Annotated in this window: 13 protein-coding genes and 1 pseudogene; 5 read left to right on the forward strand and 9 right to left on the reverse strand. The window is 65.1% G+C overall.

Annotation, left to right across the window (positions count from 1 at the left end; genetic code table 11):
* Positions 1-21: 21 nt before the first annotated feature.
* The 7 genes and pseudogenes from S58_RS19000 to S58_RS39340 all read right to left on the reverse strand — a co-directional run.
* Positions 22-1,491 (reverse strand): ATP-binding cassette domain-containing protein, encoded by a 1,470-nt coding sequence (locus S58_RS19000; protein WP_042339882.1) that lies wholly within the window; start codon positions 1,489-1,491, stop codon positions 22-24.
* The gene (locus S58_RS19005) at positions 1,488-2,417 is read right to left on the reverse strand and encodes a branched-chain amino acid ABC transporter permease (protein ID WP_015666984.1); all 930 of its coding nucleotides are present in this window, start codon (positions 2,415-2,417) and stop codon (positions 1,488-1,490) included. The genes S58_RS19000 and S58_RS19005 overlap by 4 nt, the downstream gene beginning before the upstream one ends.
* A 2-nt stretch (positions 2,418-2,419) precedes the next feature.
* Positions 2,420-3,295 (reverse strand): branched-chain amino acid ABC transporter permease, encoded by an 876-nt coding sequence (locus S58_RS19010; RefSeq protein ID WP_015666985.1) that lies wholly within the window; start codon positions 3,293-3,295, stop codon positions 2,420-2,422.
* A gap of 74 nt (positions 3,296-3,369) precedes the next feature.
* The gene (locus S58_RS19015; RefSeq protein ID WP_042339885.1) at positions 3,370-4,602 is read right to left on the reverse strand and encodes an ABC transporter substrate-binding protein; all 1,233 of its coding nucleotides are present in this window, start codon (positions 4,600-4,602) and stop codon (positions 3,370-3,372) included.
* Positions 4,603-4,899: 297 nt separating this feature from the next.
* Positions 4,900-5,625 (reverse strand): site-2 protease family protein, encoded by a 726-nt coding sequence (locus S58_RS19020; RefSeq protein ID WP_015666987.1) that lies wholly within the window; start codon positions 5,623-5,625, stop codon positions 4,900-4,902.
* A complete protein-coding gene (locus tag S58_RS39335; RefSeq protein WP_322788247.1) occupies positions 5,622-5,909 on the reverse strand; it encodes a DUF2167 domain-containing protein in 288 nt (95 codons plus the stop codon). The genes S58_RS19020 and S58_RS39335 overlap by 4 nt, the downstream gene beginning before the upstream one ends.
* A 74-nt stretch (positions 5,910-5,983) precedes the next feature.
* Positions 5,984-6,433, reverse strand: a pseudogene (locus S58_RS39340) (DUF2167 domain-containing protein); the annotation flags it as partial.
* A gap of 362 nt (positions 6,434-6,795) precedes the next feature.
* Between S58_RS39340 and S58_RS19030 the strand changes: the two are divergent.
* On the forward strand, positions 6,796-7,614 hold the full coding sequence (locus tag S58_RS19030) for a hypothetical protein (RefSeq protein ID WP_015666990.1): 819 nt from the start codon (positions 6,796-6,798) through the stop codon (positions 7,612-7,614).
* A gap of 53 nt (positions 7,615-7,667) precedes the next feature.
* On the opposite strand, the gene S58_RS38170 is transcribed toward S58_RS19030, so the two are convergent.
* Both S58_RS38170 and S58_RS19040 read right to left on the reverse strand, forming a co-directional pair.
* Complete coding sequence (locus S58_RS38170; protein ID WP_015666991.1) at positions 7,668-8,633, reverse strand: prolipoprotein diacylglyceryl transferase; 966 nt, start codon at positions 8,631-8,633, stop codon at positions 7,668-7,670.
* 313 nt (positions 8,634-8,946) lie between these two features.
* Entirely contained in the window at positions 8,947-10,404 is a 1,458-nt protein-coding gene (locus S58_RS19040) for a GH1 family beta-glucosidase (RefSeq protein ID WP_015666992.1), read from the reverse strand.
* A 193-nt stretch (positions 10,405-10,597) separates the two neighbouring features.
* Between S58_RS19040 and nthA the strand changes: the two genes are divergently transcribed.
* The 4 genes from nthA (at position 10,598) to S58_RS19060 (ending at position 13,252) form a co-directional block, all read left to right on the forward strand.
* A complete protein-coding gene (nthA, locus tag S58_RS19045; protein ID WP_015666993.1) occupies positions 10,598-11,227 on the forward strand; it encodes a nitrile hydratase subunit alpha in 630 nt (209 codons plus the stop codon).
* The gene (gene nthB, locus S58_RS19050) at positions 11,227-11,886 is read left to right on the forward strand and encodes a nitrile hydratase subunit beta (RefSeq protein ID WP_015666994.1); all 660 of its coding nucleotides are present in this window, start codon (positions 11,227-11,229) and stop codon (positions 11,884-11,886) included. The genes nthA and nthB overlap by 1 nt, the downstream gene beginning before the upstream one ends.
* Positions 11,883-12,272 (forward strand): nitrile hydratase accessory protein, encoded by a 390-nt coding sequence (locus S58_RS19055; protein WP_015666995.1) that lies wholly within the window; start codon positions 11,883-11,885, stop codon positions 12,270-12,272. The genes nthB and S58_RS19055 overlap by 4 nt, the downstream gene beginning before the upstream one ends.
* A 185-nt stretch (positions 12,273-12,457) precedes the next feature.
* Positions 12,458-13,252, forward strand: coding sequence for a hypothetical protein (locus S58_RS19060; protein ID WP_015666996.1), 795 nt, complete (start codon positions 12,458-12,460; stop codon positions 13,250-13,252).
* The last annotated feature ends 45 nt before the right edge of the window (positions 13,253-13,297 follow it).

Raw genomic sequence — 13,297 nt, forward strand, 5'->3', positions numbered from 1 at the left:
GGCTGCAGCTCGCCGGCGTCCTCAGAGATAGTTCGCCGCAGCCTCCGCCTCGAACCGGTCTGGCGGGCCTTCCCAGACGATCTTGGCATGATCGAGCACGTAAACGCGGTCGGCGTGCGGGAGCGCGAAGGTGACGTTCTGCTCGCCAAGCAACACGGTAATCTTGGTGGTCTCGCGCAAGCGGTCCAGGGCCTTCGACAGTGTCTCCAGGATGACCGGCGCCAGGCCGAGCGTCGGCTCGTCGAGGATCAGGAGCTTCGGCTTCATCATCAGAGCGCGGGCGATGGCGAGCATCTGCTGCTCGCCGCCCGACAGGGTGCGCGCCAGCTGCGGCTGCCGCGTCTTGAGAATGGGGAATAGCTCGAACAGCCATTCGAGCCGCTCGTTGCGCTCGATGTCGGAGAGCGCATTGCCGCCGAGCTCGAGGTTCTCACGCACGCTCATGTCGCCGAACAGCTCGCGCGTCTCGGGACATTGCACGATGCCGGAGCGCGCGATCTGCGCGGCCGTACCGCCGCCGAGGTTGCGCCCTGCCCATTTCACCTCGCCGGAATACGGCACAAGGCCGGAGATCGCGTTGAACAGCGTCGTCTTGCCGGCGCCGTTGAGACCGACGACGGAGACGAACTCCCCCTCGTGGACGTGCAGCGAGACGTCCTGCAGCGCCTGCGCCTTGCCGTAGAGCACGCCGACATTGTCGACCTGCAGCGCCGGCGTGACATCCTTGAAGCTCGCCTCCGGCCGCGCGGTCGAGACCAGCGCGCCGCCGAGATAGACGCGCCGCACAGTCTCGTCCTGCATCACCTCGCTCGCCTTGCCCTCGGCGATCTTCTCGCCGAGATACATTGCGAGCACGCGGTCGACCAGCGCCGATACGCTCTTGACGTTGTGATCGACCAAGAGGACGGCGCGGCCGTCGTTGCGGAATTCGCGGATGAGGTTGGAGAAGTCGGCGACCTCCGAGGCGGTGAGGCCGGCGAAGGGCTCGTCGACCAGCACCAGCTTCGGGCTGCGCGCCACGGCCTTGGCGAGTTCGAGCCGGCGCAGGTCGGCGAACGCCAGCGTCGGCGGCCGACGTTCCATGACGTTTCCAAGACCGACGCGCTCGGCGATAGTTCGTGCGCGGGCATCGACATCCTTGTCGGCGAATAATCGCGTCAGCTTGTCCGGCAGCAGTGCGACTTTGATGTTCTCCAGCACGGTCTGGCGCGCCAGCGGCCGCGAATGCTGAAACACCAGACCGACGCCCATGCGCGCGATGCGATGCGACGGCTGGCCGGCCAGCTCGACGCCGTCGAGCTTGACGGAGCCCGCTGTCGGCCGCTCGACGCCCATGACGCTTTTCATCGCGGTCGACTTGCCCGAGCCATTCGGGCCGATCAGGCCGAGGATCTCGCCAGGGCGGATCGAGAAGCTCAAGTTCTTGACCGCGATGAGGCCGCCAAATCGCTTGGTGAGGCCGCTGACCTCCAGCATCGGAGCGCTGCTCATGCTTTGGCCCCTCCCCTGATCATGCCGAGGAAGCCGTCGGGGAAGAACAGGATGACGACGAGCGCGATCACCGAGACGATCAGGGTGGCGAGCTCGCCGAGCGGCCGCAGCAGCTCGCCCATACCGATCAGGAAGATTGCGCCGATCGCCGCTCCAATCACGGTGCGGCGGCCGCCGAGCACGGCGGCGATGATGATCTGCACGCCGACGCCGACATCGACGAAGGTCGAGACCGAGGCCGTGCCCATGTAGAACACCATAAGCGCGCCGGCGAGGCCGGAAAAGAACGCGCTGACGACGAAGGCGGCAAGCTTGTGCTTGGTGACGTTGAAGCCGAGCGCGCCCGCCTGGATCTTGTCCTGTCCGCTGGCCTGCAGGATCAGGCCGATGGCGCTGCGCGACAGGCCGAACAGGATCGCGCCTGACACCAGCATGAAACCGAGCGCGATCCAGTAGTTGGTCTTGGCATCGATCGAAATGACGTCCGGTACCGCGAGCCCGATCTCTCCGCCGGTCAGCCCCGCGGCGACGACGATGAAGTTCTGCAGCATCAGCACGGCAACCAGCGTCGTCAGGCCGAAATACGGCCCGCTGACGCGCAGCGCCGGCAGCGCCAGCACGACACCGCCGACCACCGCCGCCAGCGCGCCGGCAGCGATGCATAGCCAGATCGACAGGCCGGGCGAGAAATGCGCGTCGAGAATACCGGCCGTATAGGCGCCGACGCCGATCAGGAAGGTCGGTCCGAAATTGACCTCCCCGGCGAAGCCGAACAAAAGATCCCAGGACATTGCGAATACGGCTGTGTAGTAGGCGACCGTCAGCAGCCCGAGGACGTAGCCCGAGACGTAGGTCGGCAGCACCAGGGCCACGACGACGGTCAGGAGGCCGATCCAGAACAGTCGGGACGAGACGAAATTCGGCATGCTCACCTCCGTCCGAACAGCCCTTGCGGGCGCAGATACATGACGACGACGAGCAGCAGCAGCGCCGGGATCGTCCGGTAGGCCGGCGAGATCAGATAGGCCGTTCCCGTCTCGAGATAGCCGACGACATAGGCCGCGATCAGCGAGCCCGACACGCTGCCGAGACCACCGAGCACGACGATCGAGAACGCGCTCGCCGTCAGCGGGCCGACGCTGTAGGAGCTGACCCCTAAGAACATGCCGAGCAGGATGCCGGCCACGCCCGCCAGCAAGCCATAGATCGCCCAGACGGTGAGATAGATCGACGACAGCTCGATGCCGAGCAGGGTGACGCCGCGCGGGTTCATCGAGGCGGCCATCACCGCCTTGCCCCGCCGTGTGCGGTTGACCAGGAACCACAGCAGCCCGATCGCGACCCAGCAGATCGCGGCGGTGAAATACTCGTTCTTCGGCGTCCGTACGCCGAACACGGTGGTCACGCCCTCGACGATGGGCAGCACGGTCTTGGCGTTGTTGGTGAACAGATACGCGATCGCCTCCTGGATGATGATGCCCCAGAGCAGCGTCGCGGTCAGGATGAAGATCTCCTTCTCGGACTCGGCGATGACCTTCGACCTCTGGATCGGCCTGACAGCGATGAAGTAGGTGGCGAAGGCCAGGATGAAGCCAGCCAAGATGCCGATCAGCGCTCCCGTATAGGGCCCGACGCCGAGCTCGCTGGCGGCGGCCCAGGCGGCGACCGCGGCGCCGACCATGATGGCGCCGTGAGAGAGGTTGAGAACGCCGGAGACACCGAAGATGAGTGTGAAGCCGGTCGCGCCGAGGGCATACAGCGCGCTGATGGCAAAGCCATCGATCAAGATCTGCCAGAAAAGCATTTGGAATTGGACCCGAACGTCGGACTGAGGCACCAGAAAAATGGGCCGCTCTTACGAGCGGCCCGGTGGATGCGTCAGTTGCTGGCCGCCTTGAGCTTGATGAAGGACGGCCAGGATGTGGTACCGGCCGCGAGCTCCTTCGGCCAGACATTGACCTGCTTGCCGCTCTGCCACTGCAGCATCAGCCCGGTGATGTAGCCTTTTCCAGTCCGCAGCGCGTGCGGGTTCGGGTCACTCTTCGGCTTGAAAGCGATGCGGCCGATCGTGCCGACATAGTCGGTCGCTTCCATCGCATCGACCATCTTGTCGGGATCGGTGCCCCCTGCCCGATGGATCGCATCGGCAATCATGTAGACGTCGTCATAGGACGTGTAGCCCGCATAGGACGGGAAGTTACCGAACTTCTTCTGATAGGCCTCGACGAAGGGCAGCGTCTTCGGCGTCACCGCGACGCCCGGGCCCGACACGGCATTATAGAACACGCCTTCGACGGCGCCATTGGTGTCTTTCCAGAACGTCGAGTTGGTCGCCTGCGAGGAAATGCCGAACATCGGGATCGGCACCTGCTGGCTCTTCCACTGCACGGTCGGCTGGGTGCCGACATGCGAGATGCCGGTGATCATGACGTCCGGCTTCAGGGCTTCGATCTTGTTGAAGATCGGCGTGAAGTCGGTGGTGTCCGGCGACATGCGGATATGGTCGACCACCTTGAGCCCGATCTCCGGCAGGCACTTCTCGTAGCCGGCATCGAGCGGCGTCGTCCACGCCGCGTCCTCGCTCATGATGACCGCGGTCTTCATCTTGTAGGGCTCGACCAGCAGGTCCTTGGCGGCGTCGCAGACGAGGCCGGCGAGCGAGGTCGATGTCAGATAGCCGTGGAAGGTGTATTTGAGCTGGTCGTAGTTCTTGGCGATGTTCTGGGTGATGACGTCGGAAGCGGCACCAGGCGTGATCATCAGCGTCTTGAGACGCCCTGCCCACGGCTCCAGCGCCAGCACGACCTCGGAGATGTAGCTCGCGATGACCGCATTGACCTTGTCCTCGCTGACGGCGCGCTGGAAGGCGCGAACCGACTCTGCCGAGGAGGAATGGTTGTCGTAGACGACGATCTCGATCTTGCGCCCATCGACACCACCCTTGGCGTTGATCTCCTCGGCAGCCAGCTGCGCGGCAGGTGCAATCGACGAGCCGGCGACGGCCTGCGCTTCCGCGATGACGCCGATCCTGATCGGGTCTGCAGCCCAGGCGGCCGAGGAAACGAGCACAGCTGCGCAGCTCGCAAGCAAGATGGACTTGAGCGAAATCATGAAACCTCCCGAATCCTTATGCCTCTGACGGGCAGGCTCGACTTTGGTCTCCCACATGCCAGTGAGCAAGGGTCCATCCTGAGGCGTGCTCTGCGCTCAGCGCAATGTGATAGCGCGCGCCGCTCATAGCTCCCTGAATGTCTTGCAAAGCAGCATTGTTGCTGGGTGCCACGCATCAATATCTGCTGCGATGCAGCAGCGGAAATTCCTCCGGTTGCGGAAGACCCATCCCTTAGGACGCGGCGCGCCCTTGAACTACGTGACGCTTCTCGACCGAAGCGGCGCCGTCAGCTGCACTCACCCAGGCTGACGCAAGTGACCGAGCATCTCGTGAACGTCATACGTCATAACCGCGAGCAGCGCTGCCAGCGCAAGATAGGTACCGCCATATTCGAGCTTGGTCTGCAGCGTCGTGCCGTAATACGCGACATTCTCGGGCGCGCCGGGATCGTAGCGCCAGGCCTTCATCAGTTGCGGCGCCGCCAGGATCGCGATGATGATGAGCATCGGGCTCGGGCGGTACAGCATCAGGGCCAGCAGCATGGGGACGCCGAGCAACCAGATGCGCGGACTGAGGACGCTCGTCACCCGGCCACCATCGAGCGGCGAGATCGGCAGCAGGTTGAACAGATTGAGGAACAGGCCAGAATAGGCGATCGCGAGCAGCAGGCTGCTGTCGTTCGACCGCGCCCACAGATAGACCGCGAGCGCCGCCGCGGTGCCGACCAGCGGGCCGGCGAGGGCCACATAGGCCTCGGTCTCGACATCGACCGGCTGCTCCTTCAGCGCGATCCAGGCGCCGACGAACGGGATGAAGGCCGGAGCGCCGACATTCAGGCCGCGCTGCCGCGCCGCGATGTAGTGCCCCATTTCGTGGGCGAACAGGAGCGCGATGAAGCCTGCCGCGTAGCGCCAGCCCCAGATGCCGGCATAGACGACCAGCGACAGCAGCATCGTGCCGCCGGTCATGCCGAGCTTGCCCCATTTCAGGCCGGAGAACAGGATCAGCAGGAGGGTTTTCACGCAGGCCCGCCAGCGTTGTCGTTGCGCGGCTTGCGGCGGAAGAAATTCATCACCGCAGCTCCGAAACCGACCACCGCGAAAATGATGATCTTGGCGAACTTCAGCACGAAGGCGCCGGCCAGCGCCAGCAGTCCGAGCTTCTTCGCGGCCACGCCACCGACCAGGGCCAGCAGTCCATATTCGGCGATCCGATCCGTGCTCGCGCTGAAATCCTCGTAGCGCTTGCCTGCATTGTAGGCGAGATCGGACAGGAGCTCGTGCGCGACCGCCTTGTCGTTCGCGATCCGCTCGGAGCCGGATTCAGGCTGAAATAGCCGTCACGCCCGAGCGCAAAGGTGTTGTAGTTGACGTTCTTCGGTGCATCGTCGGGCTCGCCCTTCTGCTTGGCGAGCAGCGACCACACCAGACGGTGCGTCGTTGCATCGTAGGCCGGCGGCTCGACCCAGCCGATCACCGCCATCTCGGGAAATCCCCGCGCGACGCGATCCTGGTTCGCCTCGTCCGCGCCGGCGCGGAGATTGCTCAATAGCTCGTCGGCGTTCCAGTTCTTGGCGTCGTCGTCTTTGATATAGCCTTCCTTGATGTGCTTGATGACGACCATCCAGTCGTCGTTCTGGCGTCTGCCGACGACCAGCCCGACGAAGGTCGCGTCGTTGACGACGTTGCCGAGCGCACGCAGCACCCGCAGGCCTTCGCTCTTCGGTATGTAGAAGTAATCAACCGGCAGCTTCAGCGTGCCCTGATCGATCAGCGCGATGGCGCTTGGTCCGTCGGTCCCTGCCTTGCTCGCCGCCTCCCAGGCCGCCATCAGCTCCGCCTTGCGCGTGGCCTCGTCGGCCGGTGCGGCCTGCGCATGAGCCGAAAGACAAACGAATGCTGCGCACAACACTGCGCGCGCGATGACAATCAAGCTCTGCACGGCCCCAACCCTTCAACCCCAAATGATCGGTGAGATCGTACCTTGAAGGCTCGCCATCATGCAAGAAAGGCAGATTCGAGCTTCCCCAATAGATCTGCCGGCGCCGGCAGCGAGAGACGATTGTCCGAAAAGGCCCCCTCCTCGTCACGACGCTGTCTTGCTTTCGGCCAAAGCCCCGGGTCGAGTGACGTTTGAAAATTCAAAGAGAAAGCAGCGTCGGCGGCGGGCGTTTTAGGGTTTGGGGATCACCAATGCAGTCCACACAGAATGTGCAACAGATTGATCCGAGCGAGATCGGTCTCGCCCCGGAGAAGCCTGAGAAGGCCGGCTACGATCAGCTGTATCGGCGGGTCCTGCGTGAGGTGCTGACCCGGATCGATACGCGGCTGGCCGCGATCGAGAAGCCGGGCGTTGCCGCAGATGCCGCCGCAGCCGCGAGCACGAGTGACGCGGCAGGGACCAATGGCGGCCGTTGGACGCGCATCAAGGCGCCCCTGGGCAGGCTCCGTGGCCGTAACGCCGTGGGCCTCGCTCTGCTGGTCGTGCTGGTCGGTGGCTCCGTCGCCTGGTCGCAGCGCGAGGCCGGCACGTCGCTGATGGATCGCTGGATGCCGGGCGCCAGCGAGACGTCGCAGGACGAGGCGTCCGCTCAGCAGGGCAACGAGGACGCCATGATGTCGAACGCCTCCTTGCGAGGAACCGAGGACGGCGCGGCCAACGGCGGTCCGACCACGCTGATGCAGCGAATGGCGCGCGACATCGCCGAGCTGCAGCAGGGCATCGAGCAGATCAAGTCGACGCAGGATCAGGCGAGCCGCGATCACACCCGCGCCATCGAGCAATTGCAGGCCGGCCAGGACCAGCTGATGCGGCTGGTCTCGCGGATGTCGAACACCGCACAGGCGCGCGGCGGCGCGCTTCCGCCGTCTCCGCCGCAGCAGATCATCGTGACGCCGCAGCAGCGGACCACCACGGGATTGGCCCGGCCGCAGCCGCAGCAGCAGGGCTCGACGATCGGGACGTTTCTGACCCGCAATACGTCCGGCATCCAATCGCCGCTGCCGCGCTGATCTCACGGATCAGCCGCGGCCCGGAAGCACCACGTCTCTTGCGCTCGTCGCGCTTATGAGCAGTCGTGAATACGGCCGTCATAGCCGCGATAAGACCCCTTCTCCGCATCATAGGTGCGGAAGGTCTTGCAGCTGACGCTGCTCCGCTTTGCGTCCCGCTTCGTTTCGCTCTTCGGCTTGCGCGCGGGGTGCTTGCGTTTGGCCGGCTTGTCCTCGTCATCGGCATGATGATGCGCATGACCGCGCCGTTCGGCGCTGGCTGACGGGCTGGCCGCCTGCTGCTTGGCAGCGGGCTTTTGCTGGGCTGCAGCTGGCTGCGCGACCGCAGCAGCCGGCGGCTCGGGCTTCCTGGTTTCAGCTGCTGCCGGCGCAGGCTTCACCTCGGTGGCGGCAGCCGGCTTGCTCTCCACAGCCTTGTCCTGGACCTTGTCCTGAGCCGGCTCATCCTTGGCAACGGCCGGCGGCTGAACCACCGGCTTTGCCTCGGTCACGGCGGGCTTCTGGCCGGTGTCGGCATCGGGCTTCGCTTCGGACTTAGCTTCGGATTTGGCTTCGGATTTGGCTTCGGATTTGGCATCAGCCTTGGCCGCGGGATTGGCCTCTGCCGCCGTTTCCGTGAGTGCCTTCTCGGCCGAAGGCTTGTCCGTCGAAGACGTCTCTGCCGATGGCCTGTCTGCCGGCGTCTGACTGGCGCCGTCGGAAGCCTGGACGGGCTTGGCCTCCGCGGCGGCGGCCGGCGCGGCACCGGGCTCGGCGGCCTTGTCGGCCGTCGCCTTGTCCGGCTCGGCGGCAGCCGCCGGCTTGTCGGCGGGCTCGGCGAGCTTCTCGGCAGGCTTGGTGTCAGCCGTTGCGGCATCCGATGGCTTCTCGGCCGGCGCTGCAGCGGGCTGCTCGGCCGCAGGCTTGGCCGCGTCGCTCGCAGAGCCCTGCGCCCAGGCGCCGGAGATCGCACCCACGGCGCAGAACAGGACGGCGACGCGCAGAACGCGGGCGGACGGTCGAACAACGGAAACTTGCATGGAGGGAAATCTCGATTGAGGAGCCGGATAGCCCACGGTTTACGTCATATTCCTTGAGCTTTCCCTGTGAAAACCGTGTGCGCGCAAAAGAGTCGCACGCGGTGTGCTTTCCGCATCATGCATTTGCAATCGTCGCGGGAGGCTACGGCCGTCGGCAATCAATGTGAGCCGGCGGAAGGCCGCGGCGCGCGCGATCACGTCGGCTGCGTGGCCAATGACGACGTCCTTCACGCGGCGCGGTGACCGCCGGTGCCGTGCAATCGCCTGTGCACGAGGCCTTCACGCTGGGCCAGGACTGCAGGCGTGCGCGCACTCACGCGCTGGCGGCATTGGTCGTGATGACGTGACGATAATAGGACGCGCTGAGCTTGGGCGTGCGCACCTGGGTGTCGAAATCGACGTGATAGACGCCGAACCGCTGCTTGTAGCCGAACACCCACTCGAAATTGTCCATCAGGCTCCAGAGAAAATAGCCTTTCACCGGCACGCCTTCGGCGGTCGCACGCTGCAGCTGGGCGAGATAGTTCCGCAAGTACATCACGCGATCGAGGTCATGAACCTTGCCGTCGGCGGTCATCTTGTCATCCGACGAGGTGCCGTTCTCGGTGATGTAGATGGTCTTCAGATTCCAGATCTTGGCGGCGAGCTTCGGCACCCAATAGGCAGTCTCGGGCCCGATCTGCAGCCATGGCGAGCTCATATGCGGAAACGAGGACGGCATCGGCAGCACGTCGAATCCCTGCGCACGATCCGAAGCCACCACATAGGCCTGCGGCGCGTAGATGTTGAGGCCGACGAAATCAACCGGCGCCGAGATCGTCTTCAACTCGTCGGCGGTGAACGTCGGCGCATCCTTGCCGGACCACGCCAGGAACGCATCGGTGTAGTGCCCTTCGAGAATGACGTTGAGGAATCCCGCATTCAATTCGCGCGTTGCGATCTCGGCGGCGCGGACGTTCTCCGGCGTATCGATCGCGGGAAGGCAGGCGGTGATGTTCTCGGCCATGCCGACGCGCGTGCCCGCCTGCCCGTTGGCGCGGATCGCCTGGACGGCGAGGCCATGCGCCAGCGCCACGTGATGACGCGCCTGGTTCACCTCCTGCTGCGGCAGCTTCAGCCCGGGTGCATCGATGCCGAGACCATAGCCGAACGGCACGAACCGGCCGCATTCGTTGATGGTGAAGATCGTCTTGACCCGGTCGCTCAGATGCTGCGCCACGTAGCCCGCGTAGTGCCCAAAAGCCTTTGCCGTCTCGGCCGAGCGCCAGCCGCCGACGCGGTCCTGCAGCGCCTGCGGCAGGTCCCAATGATACAACGTTGCGTACGGCGTGATGCCGTTCGCCAGGAGTTCGTCGACCAGGCGACTGTAGAAGTCGAGCCCCTTCGGATTGGGCGTCGAGCCGCCGTCCGGAAACAGCCGCGGCCAGGCGATCGAGAAGCGGTAGGCCCGGCAGCCGAGCTCCTTGATCAGCCGGACATCGTGCTTGTAGCGATTGTAGTGATCGCAGGCGACGTCGCCGGTGCTGCCGTCCTCGATCGTGCCTTGCAGATGGGTGAACACGTCCCAGATCGAGGGTCCGCGGCCGTCAGCCTTTGCCCCGCCCTCGATCTGATAGGACGAGGTCGCCGTGCCCCATACGAAATCGGCGGGAAAACGACGCGCGGCATCATGCTTCAAGGCAACCTCCTCCGCTTGCGCCGGCGCATTGGCCCCGAGAGCAGCCAATCCGGCCAGCTTCGCAAGATCACGGCGGGAGACGTCATTCGGCATTGATGAACCTCAAGATCCGGTCGTTTTCGGCTACGGCTCGGCGGCACGTTCTACCAGGAACCATATTCCGGCGCCGATTTGAACCTGTGGAACCCGCCGAATTGGAGTTACGTGCAGGGCGTGCTTCCGATACATGTCGCCACCTGCGCACGCATCGCTCGACAGCTCGTGGCGATACGCTTATTTTCGCGTCATGACCGATCACCATCACGACCATCCGCACGATCACTCGGAATTGTCCGAAACGGATCTGCGCGTCCGCGCCCTCGAGAGCATCCTGACCGAGAAGGGCTACATCGATCCGGCCGCTCTCGATGTGCTCATCGAGACCTATGAGAGCAAGGTCGGCCCCCGCAACGGCGCCCGCGTCGTGGCGCGGGCGTGGACCGATCCGGCCTTCCGGTCGCGGCTGTTGTCCGATGCCACGCCCGCGATCGGCGAGCTCGGCTATGCCGGGCGCCAGGGCGAGCACATCGTGGCGGTCGAGAATACGCCCGAGCTGCACAACATGGTCGTATGCACGCTGTGCTCCTGTTATCCCTGGCCGGTGCTCGGACTGCCGCCGGTCTGGTACAAGTCCGCGCCCTATCGCGCCAAGGCGGTGAAGGACCCGCGCGGCGTGCTCAAGGATTTCGGCTTCGAGCTGGCGCCGACGACGAAGATCCGGGTATGGGATTCGACGGCGGAGATCCGCTATTTCGTCGTGCCGATGCGCCCGGAAGGGACGGACGGCTGGAGCGAGGACCAGCTCGCCGAGCTGGTCACGCGCGACAGCATGATCGGCACTGGTCTGGCGAAGCAGCCCGAAAAGGTGACCGGCTGATGGATGGCGCACATGACATGGGCGGCGCTGCCGGCTTCGGCCCGGTCCATCCCGAGCCGAACGAGCCGGTGTTTCATGCCGCATGGGAACGCCGCGCCTTCGCCATGACGCTGGCGATGGCCATGCCGGGCGGCTGGAACATCGACATGTCGCGCTTCGCGCGCGAGAATCGCCCTGGCGCCGACTATCTCGGCATGAGCTACTACCAGATCTGGCTCGCGGGGATCGAGCGGCTGATGCAGGAGCGGCATCTGGTCGAAGCCGATGAGCTCGCGGCCGGGAAGGTGATGCATCCGGCGAAACCCGTCGCCAAGATCCTGACCGCCGATGGCGTTGCTGCAATGCTGCATCGGGGTGGCCCGACCGAACGTCCCGTCACGGCGCCTGCCCTTTTCGCCGTCGGCGACCGTGTGCGCGCCAAGGACATGCATCCCCCGACGCATACGCGGCTGCCGCGCTACGTGCGCGGCCATGTCGGCCGCATCGATGCGATCCGCGGCGTGCACGTCTTTCCGGATAGCAATGCGCATGGCGGCGGCGAAGCTCCGCAATGGCTCTACACGGTGTCGTTCAACGGCGCGGAGCTGTGGGCCGATGCGCCCGATCCGCTGCTGGAAGTCACCGTGGACGCCTTCGAGCCGTATCTGGAGCGCGCATGACCGCTCCCGATCGTCACGCGGCCCTGGCGGCAACGCGCGCGTTGCCCGGCATTCCCGTCGATGACGACGGGCCGGTGTTTCGCGAGCCTTGGGAGGCGCACGCCTTCGCGATGGCCGTGACGCTGCACGCTCGCGGACTGTTCACCTGGCCCGAATGGGCCGCTGCCCTTGCCGAGGAGATTTCGAGCGCGCAGGCCGCCGGAGACGCCGATTGCGGCGACACCTATTACCGGCATTGGCTCGCGACCTTGGAGCGGCTCGTCGCCGAGAAAGGCGTCGCATCCGCCGAGACGCTGACGCGTTACTGCAACGCCTGGGATCACGCCGCCGACCGCACGCCGCATGGCAGGCCCATCGAGCTGGGCCCCGAGGACTTCGCCGGTTGAACGCCGCGCCGCGGCCGGCGGAGATCGTTAAACCGGCGTGACCGGCCTGCGAGACATTTGACATTCTCGTCTTAACGGCCGGGTATGCATGATCGGAAGAGCCGTATTCGTTCGAAATTGAACGTTCATCAGTGTGTCCGTAGCGTCCCGCCCATCTTCTTTGACGGAGTTGAGGGGACGTCGAAATGCCCGCGCCAGAGTCTTTCGTTACCATCGTCGATACGCTCGCTGGCGTGCGCCGCGACTATCACGAGAAGCTCAAATCAATCCCGCAATATGAAGCCTTCCTGCTGATCGAGAGTTCGACCGAAAAGGCCGCCGGGGCGCTGCACGGCACCGATGCGTCGTCGTCCTCGATCGCGACCGACGTAATCGACTCGCTGCAATATGCGCGCACCCGGTTCGAGCAGCACATGGCCTCGATCCCGGAATATCGCGTGCTGATGGCGATCGACAAGGTGATCAAGGAAATCTCGCAGCATCTCGGCCTCGCCGCCAAGGATGATGCAGCGCCTGAGCAGAACGCTGCCGCGGCATCGGATGATCAAGCGCCCGACACGGCTGCTGCGGTCGCATCCGCGGAGGCTGAGACCGCCGACGAGTCCGCGCCTTCCGAGCCCGAAGCGGAGCAGGAAAGCGACGAACCGGGAAACGTCGAGGCCGAAATCGCGGAACAGGCTGCAGTTGAGCCCATGGAAGCAGAGGCCCCGACGCTGCGTGTCGTCGAAGCCCCGGTGAAGTCGCCCTCGATCGTGCCCGCCGATCATGACGCCGATGCCGCCCATGACGACGACATCGTCGTGCTCAATGCGCCCACCTGGGAAAAGAGCGGCCGCGATGCCAAGGACGACATCACCGCGCGTCTCGCGGCGCAGGCGGCGTCCGCCGCCGCCAACGACACCGACGACAGCCACGACCTCGCCGACACCGATCTTGTGATGGTCAGCCAGCGCGAGCCCTCGGATCACGAGGCGGCCTGACGTCCGCGACGCCGATTTCCATCACCGATCTCGCGCGGGGCCTCA

Source organism: Bradyrhizobium oligotrophicum S58 (assembly GCF_000344805.1).
In the GTDB taxonomy this organism is placed as follows: Bacteria; Pseudomonadota; Alphaproteobacteria; order Rhizobiales; family Xanthobacteraceae; genus Bradyrhizobium; species Bradyrhizobium oligotrophicum.

What these genes read in the sequence shown, in the direction of transcription:
- S58_RS19005 (WP_015666984.1), bottom strand. Translation starts at nt 2,417, where the DNA reads ATGCCGAATTTCGTCTCGTCCCGACTGTTCTGGATCGGCCTCCTGACC.
- S58_RS19060 (WP_015666996.1), top strand. Translation starts at nt 12,458, where the DNA reads ATGCCCGCGCCAGAGTCTTTCGTTACCATCGTCGATACGCTCGCTGGC.
- S58_RS19010 (WP_015666985.1), bottom strand. Translation starts at nt 3,295, where the DNA reads ATGCTTTTCTGGCAGATCTTGATCGATGGCTTTGCCATCAGCGCGCTG.
- S58_RS19030 (WP_015666990.1), top strand. Translation starts at nt 6,796, where the DNA reads ATGCAGTCCACACAGAATGTGCAACAGATTGATCCGAGCGAGATCGGT.
- S58_RS19015 (WP_042339885.1), bottom strand. Translation starts at nt 4,602, where the DNA reads ATGATTTCGCTCAAGTCCATCTTGCTTGCGAGCTGCGCAGCTGTGCTC.
- S58_RS19040 (WP_015666992.1), bottom strand. Translation starts at nt 10,404, where the DNA reads ATGCCGAATGACGTCTCCCGCCGTGATCTTGCGAAGCTGGCCGGATTG.
- nthB (WP_015666994.1), top strand. Translation starts at nt 11,227, where the DNA reads ATGGATGGCGCACATGACATGGGCGGCGCTGCCGGCTTCGGCCCGGTC.
- S58_RS38170 (WP_015666991.1), bottom strand. Translation starts at nt 8,633, where the DNA reads ATGCAAGTTTCCGTTGTTCGACCGTCCGCCCGCGTTCTGCGCGTCGCC.
- nthA (WP_015666993.1), top strand. Translation starts at nt 10,598, where the DNA reads ATGACCGATCACCATCACGACCATCCGCACGATCACTCGGAATTGTCC.
- S58_RS19055 (WP_015666995.1), top strand. Translation starts at nt 11,883, where the DNA reads ATGACCGCTCCCGATCGTCACGCGGCCCTGGCGGCAACGCGCGCGTTG.
- S58_RS19000 (WP_042339882.1), bottom strand. Translation starts at nt 1,491, where the DNA reads ATGAGCAGCGCTCCGATGCTGGAGGTCAGCGGCCTCACCAAGCGATTT.